Source organism: Neisseria sp. Dent CA1/247 (genome assembly GCF_022870825.1).
GTDB classification, from domain to species: Bacteria; Pseudomonadota; Gammaproteobacteria; order Burkholderiales; family Neisseriaceae; genus Neisseria; species Neisseria zoodegmatis.
This window is the reverse complement of sequence record NZ_CP091522.1, coordinates 588,801-603,560: the sequence shown is the minus strand read 5'-3', so window position 1 is coordinate 603,560 and position 14,760 is coordinate 588,801. Positions and strand designations below refer to the sequence as shown.

The window sequence follows — 14,760 nt, the reverse complement described above, 5'->3', positions numbered from 1 at the left end:
CAGCAAAGGCATGGATAAACCCTACCTAATAATAGACATTGATATTGAGGCCGTCTGAATACTTTTTCAGACGGCCTCAACGATTAATCTTTCAAATTGCGTTTCACGGTATTCAAAAAGCCGCGCAGGATATCGATGTCTTCGGTTTGCGTATCCGCCCGCATAAACAGATTCTGCATGCGGCGCATCAGGCGTTCGCTGTTGCGGCGGTTGAAAAAGCCGATGTCGTTCATCACGCTTTCCATATGCCCGACCATGCCGGCAATCTGTTCGTGGGTGGCCGGTCGGGTGTCCTGCTGCAAATGCGTCATCGGCATATCGGTTTGGCTGAACAGCTCGTAACACACCACCTGCACGGCTTGCGCGAGATTGAGCGAGAAATAGTCGGGATTGCCGTTGATGGTCATCAGGCGGTTGCAGTTTTGCACTTCTTCGATGCTCAGGCCGAAGGTTTCGTTGCCGAACACCAGCGCAACCTGTTGGCCGTCTGAAGCGGCTTGCAGCAATTCGGGCACGAGTTGGCGCGGGGTTTGCAGCGGCGCGGTCAACTCGCGTTTGCGGCTGGTTAAGGCGCAGCTCAGGGTGGTGTGCGCCAACGCTTCGTCAAGCGTGGCCACGATGCGGGCGTTTTCCAACACGTCCGCCGCGCCGGATGCCAGCACGAAGCTCTCTTCGGGCAGTTTGAAATCCTGCGGCTCGGCGGCATCGAACACCGGCGGCTTTTCGGTCATCGGTGTGGCGATAAGCTGCGGCGCAACCAAAGTCAAACGGTGCAGCCCCATGGTTTTCATGGCACGGGCGGCGGAACCGATATTGGCGGGGTGGCTGGTGCGGGCGAGGACGATATGGATGTTGTCGAGATAGGCGGGTACAGCGGGTTTGGGATTCATCATGTTTTATTTTCGGAACGGGGGTATAATGTGCGCCTGAATATTTTTTCAGACGGCCTCAAGGCCGTCTGAATGTTCTTTAAAAACATTGGAAACAGCGTAAACGCAGCGTTTTACGTTTTGCCTTATTGTACCCGATTAGGAAGAATGCCATGAACCCGATTTTAAACACCGCCCTCAAAGCCGCACGCAAAGCGGGCGATATGATGATCCGCGCATCGCGCAACCTCGATGCCGTTAAAACCGACAGCAAAGCGTTTAACGATTTTGTTTCCGATGTTGACCGCACCGCCGAAGCCATTTTGGTCGACGCACTCAAAGAAGCCTACCCCCATCACAAAATCACCGCCGAAGAAAGCGGCTCGCAAGGTAAAGCCGCCGCCGAATACGAGTGGATTATTGACCCGCTCGACGGCACCACCAACTATCTGCACGGCCATCCACAATACGCCATCTCTATGGCGCTGCTGCACAAAGGCGTGTTGCAGGAAGCGTTGGTATACGCGCCCGAACGCAACGATTTATACATGGCTTCGCGCGGCAAAGGCGCATTGCTGAACGACCGCCGTATCCGCGTCTCTTCCCGCATCGAACTCAACCGCTGCTTAATCGGTACCGGCTTTCCGGTTGTCGACCAAAGCATGATGGACACCTACCTCGCCATTCTGAAAGACTTTCTCGCCAAAACCGCCGGCGGCCGCCGCGAAGGTTCCGCCGCGCTCGACCTATGCGCCGTGGCCTGCGGACGTTTGGACGGCTTTTTCGAGTTCAACCTCAAACCGTGGGACATCGCCGCCGGTGCATTGCTGGTGCAAGAAGCGGGCGGCATCGTAACCGACATGCAGGGCAACGAAAGCTGGCTGGAAAGCGGCGACATCGTGGCCGGCAACCCGAAAGTGTTGGGCCAAATGCTGCAAATCATTGCACCGCATGTGAAGTAAGACAGCCCCGAACATCAGGCCGTCTGAAAATATGGGTTCAGACGGCCTGATACATTCAACAAGCAGAGCCTGCAAAAACCAAATAGACCGATTAATATCAAACATATAAAACAAACCATCCGAAGCTGACCGCCATGAACCTCGTCCACCGCCTCGACCAAATCCTGCCGCAAACCCAATGCAGAGAATGCGGCTACCAAGGCTGCCTGCCCTACGCAGAAGCATTGGCCGACGGTTCCGCAAACATCAACCTGTGCGCCCCCGGCGGCGAAACCGTGATGCTCGACATTTCCGCCCTGCTCGGCAAACCGCCCGTCGCACCGTCCAAAATCCAAGAAAAAGCACTCGCTTGGATAGACGAATCCGTGTGCATAGGCTGCACCGCCTGCATCCGCGCCTGCCCTGTCGACGCCATCATGGGCGCCTCCAAACAAATGCACACCGTCATCAGCAGCGAATGCACCGGCTGCGGCCTCTGCGTCGCCCCCTGCCCCGTCGACTGCATCTACATGCAGCCCGTAGAAGCCGACCATCTGCCCCAAGCCCGTTTCCTGAGCAGCCACAGCGAAGCCCGCTTTGCCGCCGCCGAACACGCCCGCGAGCGTTACCATTGGCACGAAACCCGCAAAACACGCGACCAAGAAGAAAAACGCGCCTATCTCGCCGAACGTGAAGCCGCCGTCAAAAAAGCGCAGCAGCAAACCCAAGCCCCCGCCGCAGCCAAACCCTCCATCAACCCCGCCGACCTGATCGCCCAAGCCATGGCACGCGCCCAAGCACAACAAGCCCAGCGCGTTGTCCCCACCAACCGCGAAGCCTATCAAGCCCGACAGCTTGCCGAAGCCCAAGAACGCGCCACCTACCGCCGCGCACAAAGAGACCTGCAATACGGCACCGAAGAAGAAAAAGCAGCCGCGTTGACCTACCTGCGGAAATACAAAGCAGAACAAGAAGCAAAAGCCCAGAAAACCTAATCACCGTTTGGCTAACCATTTCCACGCACCACAGCAATAAAGCTTTTCAGACGGCCAAAAGCGTTTCCAACGCCAAAACTACTAAGCCTTAAAATCTCTTGCAGTAAACACACCATTTATATAGCAAACATTCACTACATAACTTGAAAAACAAACAGGCCGTCTGAAAAACATTTTTCAGACGGCCTGATACCTTAACGCCTTGCCAAGATTACCCGCTTTCAACATGCCGCTCTTGCTGCAACGGCAAGCCATAAAAAATCCCCGACCTCCAAAGAGATCAGGGATTTCTCTATTTATTTCATCAATACAGCTTAGTGATGATGGCCGTGTTCGCCATGCACATGGCCGTGTTCGATTTCTTCCTGTTCCGCATCGCGCACGCTTTCAACCGTGGCTTTGAAACGGATTTTCATGCCGGCCAACGGGTGGTTGCCATCCACCACAGCTTTACCGTCGGCAACATCGGTCACACGGTAAACCCACACATCGCCGGTTTCAGGATCGTCGGCTTCAAACATCATGCCCACTTCCACGTCAACCGGGAAAACGCTCACATCTTCAATGCGCACCAGCTCGGGATCTTGTTCGCCGAAAGCATCATCGGGAGAAAGAACGACATCCACGACATCGCCCACCTCTTTACCGTGCAACGCTTCTTCAACCAAAGGGAAAATACCGTCGTAACCGCCGTGCAGATAAACAATCGGCTGTTCGGTTTTATCAAGAAGTTGGTCGTTCGCGTCAAACATTTCATAATGAAGCGAAACAACAGAATTTTTTTGGATGGCCATGCCGTGAAGTCCTTGTAGTTTAAAAAATGTGAATGGATTTTAACACAGTAACGCCCATTCCGATTCAGCACAAGTAGGCTATTTTAAATAAAAAATCAATCAAACAACGCTTTTTATTCCATATACATGTTGCTTTTTTACTACTCACCAATAAAAATAGCAAAAAATGCGCAATATCACTGTAAATAGTTTTTATTGTTACAAAATGGATTAAAATTTTGAAATTTCAATGCAAAATTAAATTTTCTTACACAAATCAAGCAAAAAATTGCAACTGCGATTGAACTAATACGCACACTCAGATGACTAAGCATCCATATTCTTGCCGAACATTATAGCCGGTTACATTGCATTGGCTTTGAGGGTCGGGCATAATTGGCAAAATTCAGCAATGAATTTCTAAAATCAAAAATGGGTTTGAACCCATATTGAATGATTATTTTTTAAGTCGATTTAAAAGGTATTTAAAATGAAAAAATCTCTGTTTGCCGCTGCTTTGATGTCTTTGTTCCTGGCTGCTTGCGGTGGTGCTAACGACAAAGCCCAAGACGCTGCTGCCAAAGCTTCTGAAGCCGTATCTGAAGCTGCAACTGCTGCTACCGAAGCTGCCTCTGAAGCCAAAGAAGCTGCTGTTGAAGCTGCTTCTGATGCTAAAGAAGCTGTTGCCGAAGGCGCTAAAGACGCTTCTGAAGCTGTTGCCGAAGCCGCTTCTGCTGCTCAAGCTGCTGAAACCGCTTCTGCCGCTGCCTCAGCTGCTGCTTCTGCCGCTAAATAATTCTATTTGCAGAATAGATAACAAAAAGCAGGATACATCCGTATCCTGCTTTTTGCATTTTCATTTTACTGTCTGTATTTACTGTTTTCCTTATCACGTCTCGTTGCTTTTTCTCAAAAACCAAATAGCTTCAGCTTCTTTACTATCCTTACGATTCCTTTTAGCATAAACGTCCGACACTTTTTCAGACGGCCTCTTCCCCATCATGACACCCCAAGCCATCAAACAAGCTCTTCTTTCCGTACTTTCTCCAGCCGAAATCGTGGAAGACGGCACGGCATTGCTGACCGACCAACGCCGCCGCTATACCGGCTCTGCCGATATTATCGTCCAGCCCGCCAGCGTTACCTCAGTTCAGGCCGTGATGCGCTTTTGCTTCGAACATCACATTCCCGTCACCCCACAAGGCGGGAATACGGGCTTGTGCGGCGCGGCGGTGCCTGACGGGGGCGTATTGCTGAATCTTTCCAAGCTTAACCGTATCCGCCATATCGAGTTGGCCGACAATGCGATCACGGTAGATGCCGGCGTGGTTTTGCAACACGTTCAAGAAGCGGCGGCGGCGGCGGGCAGATTGTTCCCCCTGAGCTTGGCCAGCGAAGGTTCTTGCCAGATAGGCGGCAATATCGCCTGCAATGCGGGCGGACTGAATGTTTTGCGCTACGGCACGATGCGCGATTTGGTATTGGGCTTGGAGGTGGTATTGCCCAACGGCGAGTTGGTATCGCATCTGCACCCTTTGCACAAAAACACCACCGGTTACGATTTGCGCCATTTGTTTATCGGCAGCGAAGGCACTTTGGGCATCATCACCGGCGCCACGCTCAAGCTGTTTGCGCAAGCTGAAACCGTCGAAACTGCTTGGGTGGGCGTGGAATCGATTGAACAGGCTGTGGCATTGCTAACCGCCGTTCAAGGCAGATTTGCCGAACGCCTGTGCAGTTTTGAGTTGGTTAGCGGCTATGCTTTGAATTTATCTTCCGAGTTCAGCCGCCTCGGCAAGCCGGTCGAAGCGCCGTGGCATGTTTTGCTGGAGCTCACCGATTCCGTCCGCCACGACGGTTTGATTGATTTACTGGCAGAATTTCTGATGGAACAAGGCTTTGAAAACGCCGTGATTGCCCATTCGGAAAGCGAGCGCAACGAACTGTGGACGCTGCGTGAAAACATTTCCGCCTCCCAGCGCAACTTGGGCGCGAGCATCAAGCACGATATTGCGGTGCCGATTGCGCACGTTGCCGATTTCGTATCGCGCTGCGGTCAAGCACTTCAGACGGCCTTTGCCGATATTCAAATTGTGGTGTTCGGGCATTTGGGCGACGGCAGCCTGCATTACAACACCTTCCTGCCGCAAGTGTTGAGCAATGAAGTGTACGAATACGAAGATGCCGTGAACACCATCGTGTACGAAAACGTGTTGGCCTGCCACGGCACGATTGCGGCGGAGCACGGCATCGGACAAGTTAAAAACCATTGGCTGCCGAGCGTGCGCAGCAGCGCCGAAATCGCCCTGATGCGCGCCATCAAAGCCGAACTCGACCCCCACGGCATCATGAACCCCGGCAAACTGCTGCCTTAGTTTCGCCCAAACCCTAACCAAACGCTTATCCCGCAACGATTGAAACCGACACGGCGGCTTACCTACCCTTCGCAAGAGGCCGTCTGAAAAACCGCATTCCGCCAACTCCAACACTTTCATCATGCTGACCGCCCGACATTGCGACCTATTCAACCTACCCTTTTTCCAATTCGCCCAGCTTAAAAAGTATCAGCCCGAAACCATCCCGCAGATTAAAGCAGACTACAAAGCGGCATGGCAGGATTGGCAGCACATGATACTTAGCGTGGCCGAGCAACTCGGCGAACCGTTTGCCCCGCCGCACATCGAACGCTGGTGCAACGGCTGGCAGGTGCGCGCCCACTTTTTCGCCTATTTCAAATACGCCGCGTATCAAGACTCCGCTGCGATACTGTCGGTACTGCTCAACCGCCGCCGCTTGAGCGTGAGCCTTGATTGGCATTGCTACAAAGCCGGTTCTTCGTCCATCCGCCTCAGCGATTACAACCGCTGGCTCGCTACCCTTGATATCCAAACCTTTGCCGATTTCGACCTGTGGCACGGCTCCGAAAGCGAATATGCCGACTACGCCACCGTTGCCCAACGTGCTGCACAAGGGCAATTGCAACTGGAATCGCCCGACGATTTTTTCTGTATCGGGCGGCACATCGAGCGCGACCATTTGGACGGCATCGACAGCGTGCAATGGATTACCCGGCAAATACGCGCATTGCAGCCGCTCTATGAAGCGTGTTTCGATAGGGCAGTTTAAAGTCCGAGTAAGGTACGGCAAATAAATATTGCACATAAACTTATTTTTTGCCATGTTTTCGTCATGCTCGGGCTTGACCCGAGCACCTCGTAAACTTAATGGAACTCAAGATACTCGGGGCAAGCCCGAGTATGACGGGTGTGCTGATTTTTAAGCTTATTTACCATATTGAGGCCGTCTGAAAATCCATTTTCAGACGGCCTCAATATTCCTTACCACAAGCTATATACCATAATGCTTAAACCAATATCGGTATCAAAATCGGCACCAACGCAGCTGTCAGCACGCCGTTGAAAATCAAACCCAAGCTGGCGTAAGCGGCCAACTTGCGGCTGCGCTCCAACGATGCGGCGATGCCCATTGCGTGTGAAGCGGCTCCCATCGACATCCCTTGCGAAGTCGGCATGCGTATGGTGCTGGCGCTCATCAGTTTGAAACCGATCATCTGCCCCATCATGCCCGCCATAATCACCGTAGCGGCGGTAATGGCCGGAATGCCGCCGATGGTGCGGGTAATTTCAATTGCAATCGGGTTGGTGACGGACTTCGCCGCCAGCGACAACACCACGTCGTGCCCTGCCCCCATCCACTTCGCAATATAAACGCCGGTAACGATACCCGTTACGCTGCCTGCGGCTTGAGACACCACAATCGGCAACCATTGGCTGCTGATTTTCTTCCAGTTGATATACAGCGGTACCGCCAGCGACACCACGGCCGGTTTCAGCCAAAAATCAATAAATTCAGCGGCATCGTGATAAGTGGCATAATCGATACCGAATGTTTTCAGATACAGAATCACCACAATCGTGCTCAACACCACCGGATTGCACAAAAAACTGCCGGTACGCGCGCGCAATACGTTGGCAATCCAATACACCGTAACCGTGATAAAGAGCATTAAAACGGGATGCGACAATATTTCCATTACCAAAACCTCCGCATCAGTTCGTGCACTTTGCCGGTTACAAACATCACTAAAAACGTGCTGACCACAGTAGCGGTAACGATAGACAGCAAATCGCGTCCGACAATATCCAGATAGCTCATCACGGCCACGCAGGGCGGCACCAGAAACAGCGAAAGATTGCCCATCAACACATCAACCATCTGCTGCAACCATGATGTTTTTACCCAGCCCAGATGCAGCGCGCCAAACAGCAGTCCCATGCCGATGATGCTGCCGGGCAGTTTGATGCCGCTGAAATAAATGATGGCTTCGCCCAAGGCCAAAAATCCGAAAATAATGCTCAACGCTCTGATCATGATGTATGTGTTCTCCTGAAAATTCCCATGATGGTTCTATTTAAGGCAGCTTGAGTCATGAGGCCGTCTGAAAGCGTCGGCACAGCATCAAACGCAATAGACTCCGCCCGTTTATTAAGTTGTTAATCTGTGTAAATCATAACCCTACACAGGCCGTCTGAAAAGGAAAAACGGGCGAAAAGGCAAAAGAAAAACGGAATCAGGTAAGATTCCGTATCCATTAAAACAATTATTGCGCGCTTTCCGTTTTATTTATACGGATTTTCCACACCGTCCACCAAACGGTGCAGATACTCGCGCAGCTGCGCTTCGCCGCAACCCATCAGCAGCGCATCTTCAAACGCATCTTGTGCGGCCTGATAAAGCTCGGTCATGTTTTCCGTCATCACTTTGATTTTTTCGGTGCAGGAAACGATTTCGCCGTTGTCGCTGTACCACTTCGGCATTTCGGGCATACTCATATCCGCTCACCCTAGTTCAAAAAACGCGACGGATCGTTTTTCTTAACCCGGCGGCCAAACGCGTATTTGGCATTCCAATATTTGTTGCTCAGGCTGGTGATTTCAATGCGCTTGCCCGAACGCGGCGCATGGATAAAGCGGTTGTTGCCGATATACAGCCCCACATGCGAAATACGCCCGCGTCCCATGGTTCGGAAAAAGACCATATCGCCCGGCTGGAGGTTGGCACGGTTCACATGCACACCCATTCTCGCCTGTTCTGCCGACGTGCGCGGCAGGCTGATCTGCATGCTGCGTTTGAAAATATGCTGCATAAAGCCACTGCAATCAAAGCCGGTGCCTGCCGAAGTGCCGCCGTAGCGGTAAGCCACGCCCAACAATCCCATGGCACTGCCGATTAAATCGTCGGCATCACGGCGGTTGATAGGCACGCTCTTTTCATCGTTTACCACTTCAATCGCTTTATATTGCGTACTCGGCTGCCCCTGAAGGCGCAGCAGATTCTCAATCTCATCGGCTTGCGCCGCGCCCGTACCCGCCAACATCAGGCAGGCGGCGGCAAAAACTGCGCTACACCATTGTTTCCATTGGTTCATTTATTCATTATTCCGTAAATTTCTTTTCAGACGGCCTGAAGCGTCTTTTATGTTATTCTGTGTATAGCCGTTTGACGATCAACTTCTGCATCGTCATACTCGCTGTCGAAGCATAACGGAATGTACATCAATTTTTCGTGAAAATAACTATAGATTCTGAAATCAGCCGCTAAGATACAGCAAAAGCCATGATGATTCCAACTTTACTTGCCATGCGCGACTTCTCCCGTATGCGCGAGATTATCGCCATTCTGACCAAATACGGCTTGGGCGAATTTGTGCAGCGCATCAAACTCTCTTATCAGGGCGCAGATGCCGAACAAGAGCCGGCCAGCCGCTATATGAGTACGCCGCGCCGGTTTCGCATGGCGTTTGAAGAGTTGGGGCCGACTTTTGTCAAACTCGGCCAAGTACTGTCGACCCGCGTGGACATTTTCAGCGCCGAATGGATTGAAGAATTCGAGCGCCTGCAAAGCAATGTCGCGCCGATTCCCACTGCCGACATCCGTTCGCTCATCGAATCGCACTTGGGGCAACCGCTTGAAGGCGTGTTCAAACACATCGACCCGAAGCCCATCGGCAGCGCGTCGATTGCGCAAGTACACCGCGCCGAGCTGACCAACGGCGACACCGTGGCCGTCAAAATCAAACGCCCCGACATCGAGCCGACCATTCAGGCCGACCTGCGTATTTTAACCCATCTGGCCAATCTAATCGAATCCGAAATACCCGAAAGCCGCCGCTACCAGCCCGTGCAGATGGTGCAGTATTTCGCCCGCAGCCTCGACAAAGAAACCGACTTATCCATCGAACTGCGCTACATGCAGCGGTTTGAAACCACTTTCCAAAACCACCCGTTTATCCACATTCCCAAGGTTTATCAAGAATATTCCAACCGCCACATTCTCGTGCAGGAATACGTTTCAGACACTTTACTGAAAGACATGCCGTCTGAAAGCATAGACCTCGACACCCGCCGCACGCTGGCCGGCCGCATCACCGACACCCTCTTCATCATGATACTCAAGCAGGGTTTCTTCCACGCCGACCCGCATCCGGGCAACATCTTTCTCAACAGCGAAGGCCGCATCACGCTGATTGATTTCGGCTTGGTCGGCCATCTCAGCAGCACCCGCCGCCGCGAAATCATCGACCTCATCAACGCCCTCACCCACCGCGACCAATTCACCATGCAGTATGTGTTGAGCAACTGGGCGCAAGGCGAGCTGCCCGATGAAAACCTGCTCGGCGCCGACGTTTTGGAAATGCTGCTCAACTACGAACACACGCCCATACGTGATTTGCGCATCAGCCAAGTGATCAACGACATCACCCAAATCATGCGCCGCCACGGACTGACCCTGCCCGGCGACTTGGTGATGCTGTTCAAAACCCTGATTACCCTCGAAGGCGTGGTCAAACGGCTCGACGGCAGCACCGAGCTGCTTGAGCAGGCCAAACCGATTGTGGCCGAAGTATTCCGCGAACGCGCTTCGCCCGAACACATTCTGCGCAAAAGCAAAATGCACGCCCAAACCATCGTGCAGGCATTGGACGAGCTGCCGCAAAACCTCTTCCGCCTCAGCCGCCGTCTGCAAAAAGGCCAAGTCGGGCTGAATATCGACTTCAAACACTTCGACCAACTCAGCCACCAGATCGACCGCGCCACCAACCGCCTGACCATGGGCATCGTAACCGCCGCGCTGATTATCGGTTCCTCCATCGTGATGAGTATAGAAACCGGCCCGAAATTCGTCGGCTTTATCGGCTACCTGCTTGCTTTTGCCAACAGTATCTGGATTATTTGGTCGATTTGGCGGTCGGGCAAACATTAAAGTTCTTATCGGCGCATATATAAGCCGGTATCTTTAATCTTTAATATGAACAGCAAGAGGCCGTCTGAAAAACTGTTTTCAGACGGCCTCTTGCCCTCTATCGTCAAGCCAGAATCTTGCCGACGATTTCGGATACGTCTTTCGACAAACCGCTCTGCTGCTGAATCTGCTGCAACTGCTCCGTCATCAGCTTTCTGCGTGCCGGCTCCAACTTATTGCAGATGTTGAACGCCTGCACCAGGCGGGCGGCAACTTGCGGGTTGAAGCGGTCGATTTCCATCACTTTGGCGGCAATAAACGCATAACCCGAACCGTCTTGCGCGTGGAAATGCGGCACGTTGCGGCTGAACGCACCCAACAGCGCACGGGCTTTGTTGGGGTTTTCCAAGCTGAATTTGGGATGGCTTAAGGCCGTCTGAATCTGTTCGGGCGTATCGGCGCGGCGGCTGCCGGCTATCAAAGCAAAATATTTGTCCATCACCAGCGCGTCTTCGCTGAATTTTTCGGCAAAGGCGGCCAGCAATTCGTTGCGCTTGGCGTTCGGGTTATGGTTCACGGCAGACAAAATTCCCCATTCGTGGGTCATGTTTTTGGCCATGGCGGCATAGCGTTCGGCCACGGTATGGATGTGGTCGGGGTCGGCGCGCAACACAAAAGCGCGGCAAATGTTGCGCAGGCTGCGCCATCCGGCCAACTCGGGGCTGTATTCGTAGCGCACGGCTTCGTCTGCCGCCTGCTCTTTGGCCGCTGCCTGTTCGTTTAAGGCCATAAAATGCTGCTTAAACTGAACGGCCAGCTTGTCGAGCAAGGCTTCGCGGGCGCGGTGAACCAGCAGAGGGTCGATGTTTTCGGCATCCGCCCACAATTCACCTTCGGGCGGAACTTGCAACAACATGGCTTTGAAGCCTGCGCTGATGTCGGCATCCAACACATATTCAAACGCTTTCAGCAACGTGGTGTGTTCCGGCAGCGGCCGGCCTTCGCGCAGCGCGGCTTCATTGGCGGCAATCGCACGGCGGTACAGGGTTTGCCCTGCTTCCCAGCGCGCAAACGGATCGGTATCGACGGAAAGCAACACGCTCAATTCTTCGTCGCTGTAATCGTAGTTCAAATGCACGGGGGCGGAAAAACCGCGCAACAGCGAAGGCACGACAGGCACGCCGACGCCGTGCAACACAAACTCTTGCTCGGCTTGCGTTACCGCCAACACCGCTTCGGTTTGCGCCGTATCGCTTTCAGGCCGTCTGAATGCGACGGGGCGGCCGGTTTCGGCATCAAATAAGGCAATTTTCAGCGGCAGCAGCATCGGTTGTTTTTCGGCCATATCGGGCGTGGGCGGCACGGTTTGCTTAACGTTCAACACATAATCGCCGTTTTCTTTCAGACGGCCTGCTACATCCAGCACGGGCGTACCGGCTTGGCTGTACCACAGGGCGAACCGGTCGAAATCAAAACCGTTGGCATCGGCCATGGCGGCGCGGAAATCGTCGCAGGTTACGGCTTGGCCGTCATGGCGTTCAAAATAAAGCTTCATGCCTTTTTGGAAGCCCGCTTCGCCCAAGAAGGTATGGTACATGCGCACCACTTCGGCGCCTTTTTCATACACGGTCATGGTGTAGAAATTGTTCATCTCTTCATAAGACGCGGGGCGGACGGGATGGGCGGTCGGCCCAGCGTCTTCGGGAAACTGGTGCTGGCGCAGCATGGCCACGTTGTCGATGCGGCAGGTGCCGTGATTGATACGGTCGGCGGAAAACTCTTGGTCGCGGAATACCGTCAGCCCTTCTTTCAGCGACAGTTGGAACCAGTCACGACAGGTCACGCGGTTGCCCGTCCAGTTGTGGAAATATTCGTGGGCGATCACGCTTTCGATACCGGCAAAATCGGCATCGGTGGCGGTGCGGCTGTCGGCCAATACATATTTGGTATTGAAAATGTTCAGCCCCTTGTTTTCCATTGCGCCCATGTTGAAGTCGCCGACGGCCACAACCATGTAGATATCAAGGTCGTATTCGAGGCCGAAACGGGTTTCGTCCCACTTCATCGCATGTTTGAGCGACTGCACGGCAAAATCCACTTTGCCCGCATCTTCGGCGCGGGTGTAAAACTCAATTGCCACTTCGCGCCCGCTCATGGTGGTAAACGTATCGCGCGTGAGGCTCAAATCGCCCGCCACCAATGCAAACAGATAACTGGGCTTGGCAAATGGGTCTGCCCATTTTACCCAATGGCGGCCGTCTGAAAGCGTGCCGCCGTCCACTTTATTGCCGTTCGACAACATCACGGGATAGCGCGCGGCATCAGCGGTAATCGTCGTTGTAAATACCGACATCACATCGGGGCGGTCGGGATAAAACGTGATTTTACGGAACCCTTCCGGCTCGCATTGAGTAAACAGATTGCCGCCGGAAGCATACAGCCCCATCAACGATTTGTTTTCAGACGGCCTAATCAGCGTTTCCACCGACAACGTAAAAGGCTCCGACGGCACTTGCGCCAACACCAGCTTTTCATCTGCCAGCGTGTAATCTTCAACCTCCGTACCATTGATGCTGACTGACAGCAATTCCGCCGAACCGTCCAACACCAGCGGCGCACCGGGCTGCTGCGGTTGAATATGCAAATCCGCCCGCACCACCGTGTGCCGGTCGTGAATATCAAAATAGAGGTCGGTATTGGCCACAGAATAAGCAGGCGCTTGATAATCTTTCAGATAATGTACGGTTTGGGTCATAAAATTCTCTTTTGTCGAAAAGCTGACGGAATGAAAAATAAGTGGGAAATTATATAGCGAAGCAGGCACGTGATGATACCCGCCACCCAAACGGGGTTGATAAAAACAGTATGCAGTTGTTCCATATTTCATCAGTTTCATTCATTAACTAAATGAAACGCAAGCCAAAGGCCGTCTGAAATATTTCAGACGGCCTTTGGCTTGTCTTGATAGGAAAGGAATGTATTAGCAATCAAATATTAGCGCTGACCGGCGATACCGATTGAACCTTTCTTTTGCATAACCTTACCGGCAACTTCCTCTGCATTGTTTCCGAAGAAGTGCAGATTGTAATCGCCACGACCCAGTTTTTCAGACATAGTTTCACCGCGAACACCGTGGGCGCGAACTTGAGTGCCGTCTAAAGCATTCGTGATTGCAGTGTGAACAATACCGGCTTCTTTCAACTCGATAGTACCGGTTTCGTTCAAGCCGGTTACAGTACCGCTACCTACTCGTTTTTCAAAGTCAACATTGTAAGTCAAACTACCTGTTTCATTGCGACCGAATGCCGCACCTTTATAAGTATATTTACCTTCGGTTGGCAGCTTTTGGGTTGCTTCACCGTTAATCAACGCCACTTCCATCGGCATGTCGATAGTGTCGGCTACTTTACCGCCTTCATCGGCAATAGGAAACAAGTCAAACTTACCGGCAACGACAGAATATGCTTGGCGATAAGCGCGAACATTATTGTTGCCGTCTTTCCAATTAACGACTTCACCCTTTTTCATGTCGGCCACTTTGTGGGTAGTTTCGCCCAACTTAATGGTGTACTCATTTACCTTGAAAACGGTTTTACCGGCTGAGCCTGCATTGGCCACCTGCTCAATTTTAGCCGGTTGAATAGCTGCATTAGGCGTTGCAGCTGCAGAAGGGCCGTCACTACCGCCGCTACCGCAAGCAGCCAAACCCAAAGCGATAAAAGTAGCCAATCCGATTTTTTTGTGAATAGACATTTCCGTAATCCTCATGTTTGTTTTAATAAAATTGAACGTGATTCACTGTCACGGGTGCATATTATCAATTCACAACATATCTTTACAAGATGCAAACAGGTAAAAATGCAAAATAATTACGATATTTACATTTCAATATTTGTAAATATTACAATTGATTATTAAA

14 protein-coding genes are annotated in these 14,760 nt (G+C 52.3%); 6 read left to right on the top strand and 8 right to left on the bottom strand.

Going from position 1 to position 14,760, the window contains the following annotated elements:
- Positions 1 to 83: 83 nt before the first annotated feature.
- The gene (locus LVJ85_RS02930) at positions 84 to 893 is read right to left on the bottom strand and encodes an RNA methyltransferase (protein WP_244741324.1); all 810 of its coding nucleotides are present in this window, start codon (positions 891 to 893) and stop codon (positions 84 to 86) included.
- Between the two features lie 149 nt (positions 894 to 1,042).
- Between LVJ85_RS02930 and LVJ85_RS02925 the strand changes: the two genes are divergently transcribed.
- Together LVJ85_RS02925 and LVJ85_RS02920 are read left to right on the top strand one after the other, a co-directional pair.
- Positions 1,043 to 1,831, top strand: a complete 789-nt coding sequence (locus tag LVJ85_RS02925) for an inositol monophosphatase family protein (protein ID WP_244741321.1) — start codon at positions 1,043 to 1,045, stop codon at positions 1,829 to 1,831.
- Between the two features lie 125 nt (positions 1,832 to 1,956).
- Positions 1,957 to 2,805, top strand: a complete 849-nt coding sequence (locus LVJ85_RS02920) for an RnfABCDGE type electron transport complex subunit B (protein ID WP_304653908.1) — start codon at positions 1,957 to 1,959, stop codon at positions 2,803 to 2,805.
- A 314-nt stretch (positions 2,806 to 3,119) separates the two neighbouring features.
- Here LVJ85_RS02920 and LVJ85_RS02915 read toward each other — a convergent pair whose 3' ends face one another.
- The gene (locus tag LVJ85_RS02915; RefSeq protein WP_085357505.1) at positions 3,120 to 3,599 is read right to left on the bottom strand and encodes a peptidylprolyl isomerase; all 480 of its coding nucleotides are present in this window, start codon (positions 3,597 to 3,599) and stop codon (positions 3,120 to 3,122) included.
- A 469-nt stretch (positions 3,600 to 4,068) separates the two neighbouring features.
- Here LVJ85_RS02915 and LVJ85_RS02910 point away from each other — a divergent pair, with 469 nt between their 5' ends.
- The 3 genes from LVJ85_RS02910 (at position 4,069) to LVJ85_RS02900 (ending at position 6,704) form a co-directional block, all read left to right on the top strand.
- On the top strand, positions 4,069 to 4,374 hold the full coding sequence (locus LVJ85_RS02910) for a hypothetical protein (RefSeq protein WP_244741317.1): 306 nt from the start codon (positions 4,069 to 4,071) through the stop codon (positions 4,372 to 4,374).
- Between the two features lie 205 nt (positions 4,375 to 4,579).
- Positions 4,580 to 5,953 (top strand): FAD-binding oxidoreductase, encoded by a 1,374-nt coding sequence (locus tag LVJ85_RS02905; RefSeq protein ID WP_244741315.1) that lies wholly within the window; start codon positions 4,580 to 4,582, stop codon positions 5,951 to 5,953.
- A gap of 121 nt (positions 5,954 to 6,074) precedes the next feature.
- Positions 6,075 to 6,704, top strand: a complete 630-nt coding sequence (locus LVJ85_RS02900; RefSeq protein ID WP_244741313.1) for a glucose-6-phosphate 1-dehydrogenase family protein — start codon at positions 6,075 to 6,077, stop codon at positions 6,702 to 6,704.
- A 238-nt stretch (positions 6,705 to 6,942) separates the two neighbouring features.
- Here the strand turns inward: LVJ85_RS02900 and LVJ85_RS02895 are convergent, their stop codons facing one another.
- The 4 genes from LVJ85_RS02895 to LVJ85_RS02880 all read right to left on the bottom strand — a co-directional run bounded on the left by LVJ85_RS02895 (position 6,943) and on the right by LVJ85_RS02880 (position 9,027).
- Positions 6,943 to 7,632, bottom strand: coding sequence for an LrgB family protein (locus LVJ85_RS02895; protein ID WP_244741311.1), 690 nt, complete (start codon positions 7,630 to 7,632; stop codon positions 6,943 to 6,945).
- Positions 7,632 to 7,970: a CidA/LrgA family protein gene (locus tag LVJ85_RS02890; protein WP_244741309.1), complete on the bottom strand. Its 339-nt coding sequence runs from the start codon at positions 7,968 to 7,970 to the stop codon at positions 7,632 to 7,634. Before LVJ85_RS02890 ends, LVJ85_RS02895 begins: the two co-directional genes overlap by 1 nt.
- A gap of 248 nt (positions 7,971 to 8,218) precedes the next feature.
- Positions 8,219 to 8,431, bottom strand: a complete 213-nt coding sequence (locus LVJ85_RS02885; RefSeq protein WP_244741306.1) for a hypothetical protein — start codon at positions 8,429 to 8,431, stop codon at positions 8,219 to 8,221.
- A gap of 11 nt (positions 8,432 to 8,442) precedes the next feature.
- Positions 8,443 to 9,027 (bottom strand): C40 family peptidase, encoded by a 585-nt coding sequence (locus LVJ85_RS02880; RefSeq protein WP_244741304.1) that lies wholly within the window; start codon positions 9,025 to 9,027, stop codon positions 8,443 to 8,445.
- A 188-nt stretch (positions 9,028 to 9,215) separates the two neighbouring features.
- Here LVJ85_RS02880 and LVJ85_RS02875 point away from each other — a divergent pair, with 188 nt between their 5' ends.
- A complete protein-coding gene (locus LVJ85_RS02875; protein ID WP_244741302.1) occupies positions 9,216 to 10,862 on the top strand; it encodes an AarF/ABC1/UbiB kinase family protein in 1,647 nt (548 codons plus the stop codon).
- A 103-nt stretch (positions 10,863 to 10,965) separates the two neighbouring features.
- Here the strand turns inward: LVJ85_RS02875 and pepN are convergent, their stop codons facing one another.
- Together pepN and LVJ85_RS02865 are read right to left on the bottom strand one after the other, a co-directional pair.
- Positions 10,966 to 13,596 carry an aminopeptidase N gene (pepN, locus tag LVJ85_RS02870; protein WP_244741299.1) on the bottom strand — a complete coding sequence of 877 codons (2,631 nt, stop codon included), beginning with the start codon at positions 13,594 to 13,596 and terminating at the stop codon, positions 10,966 to 10,968.
- 239 nt (positions 13,597 to 13,835) lie between these two features.
- On the bottom strand, positions 13,836 to 14,594 hold the full coding sequence (locus LVJ85_RS02865) for a factor H binding family protein (RefSeq protein WP_244741297.1): 759 nt from the start codon (positions 14,592 to 14,594) through the stop codon (positions 13,836 to 13,838).
- Positions 14,595 to 14,760: the final 166 nt, after the last annotated feature.

Coding starts and splice junctions, on each gene's coding strand:
- LVJ85_RS02930 (WP_244741324.1), bottom strand. CDS start 893: ATGATGAATCCCAAACCCGCTGTACCCGCCTATCTCGACAACATCCAT.
- LVJ85_RS02925 (WP_244741321.1), top strand. CDS start 1,043: ATGAACCCGATTTTAAACACCGCCCTCAAAGCCGCACGCAAAGCGGGC.
- LVJ85_RS02915 (WP_085357505.1), bottom strand. CDS start 3,599: ATGGCCATCCAAAAAAATTCTGTTGTTTCGCTTCATTATGAAATGTTT.
- LVJ85_RS02910 (WP_244741317.1), top strand. CDS start 4,069: ATGAAAAAATCTCTGTTTGCCGCTGCTTTGATGTCTTTGTTCCTGGCT.
- LVJ85_RS02905 (WP_244741315.1), top strand. CDS start 4,580: ATGACACCCCAAGCCATCAAACAAGCTCTTCTTTCCGTACTTTCTCCA.
- LVJ85_RS02900 (WP_244741313.1), top strand. CDS start 6,075: ATGCTGACCGCCCGACATTGCGACCTATTCAACCTACCCTTTTTCCAA.
- LVJ85_RS02895 (WP_244741311.1), bottom strand. CDS start 7,632: ATGGAAATATTGTCGCATCCCGTTTTAATGCTCTTTATCACGGTTACG.
- LVJ85_RS02890 (WP_244741309.1), bottom strand. CDS start 7,970: ATGATCAGAGCGTTGAGCATTATTTTCGGATTTTTGGCCTTGGGCGAA.
- LVJ85_RS02885 (WP_244741306.1), bottom strand. CDS start 8,431: ATGAGTATGCCCGAAATGCCGAAGTGGTACAGCGACAACGGCGAAATC.
- LVJ85_RS02880 (WP_244741304.1), bottom strand. CDS start 9,027: ATGAACCAATGGAAACAATGGTGTAGCGCAGTTTTTGCCGCCGCCTGC.
- LVJ85_RS02875 (WP_244741302.1), top strand. CDS start 9,216: ATGATGATTCCAACTTTACTTGCCATGCGCGACTTCTCCCGTATGCGC.
- pepN (WP_244741299.1), bottom strand. CDS start 13,596: ATGACCCAAACCGTACATTATCTGAAAGATTATCAAGCGCCTGCTTAT.
- LVJ85_RS02865 (WP_244741297.1), bottom strand. CDS start 14,594: ATGTCTATTCACAAAAAAATCGGATTGGCTACTTTTATCGCTTTGGGT.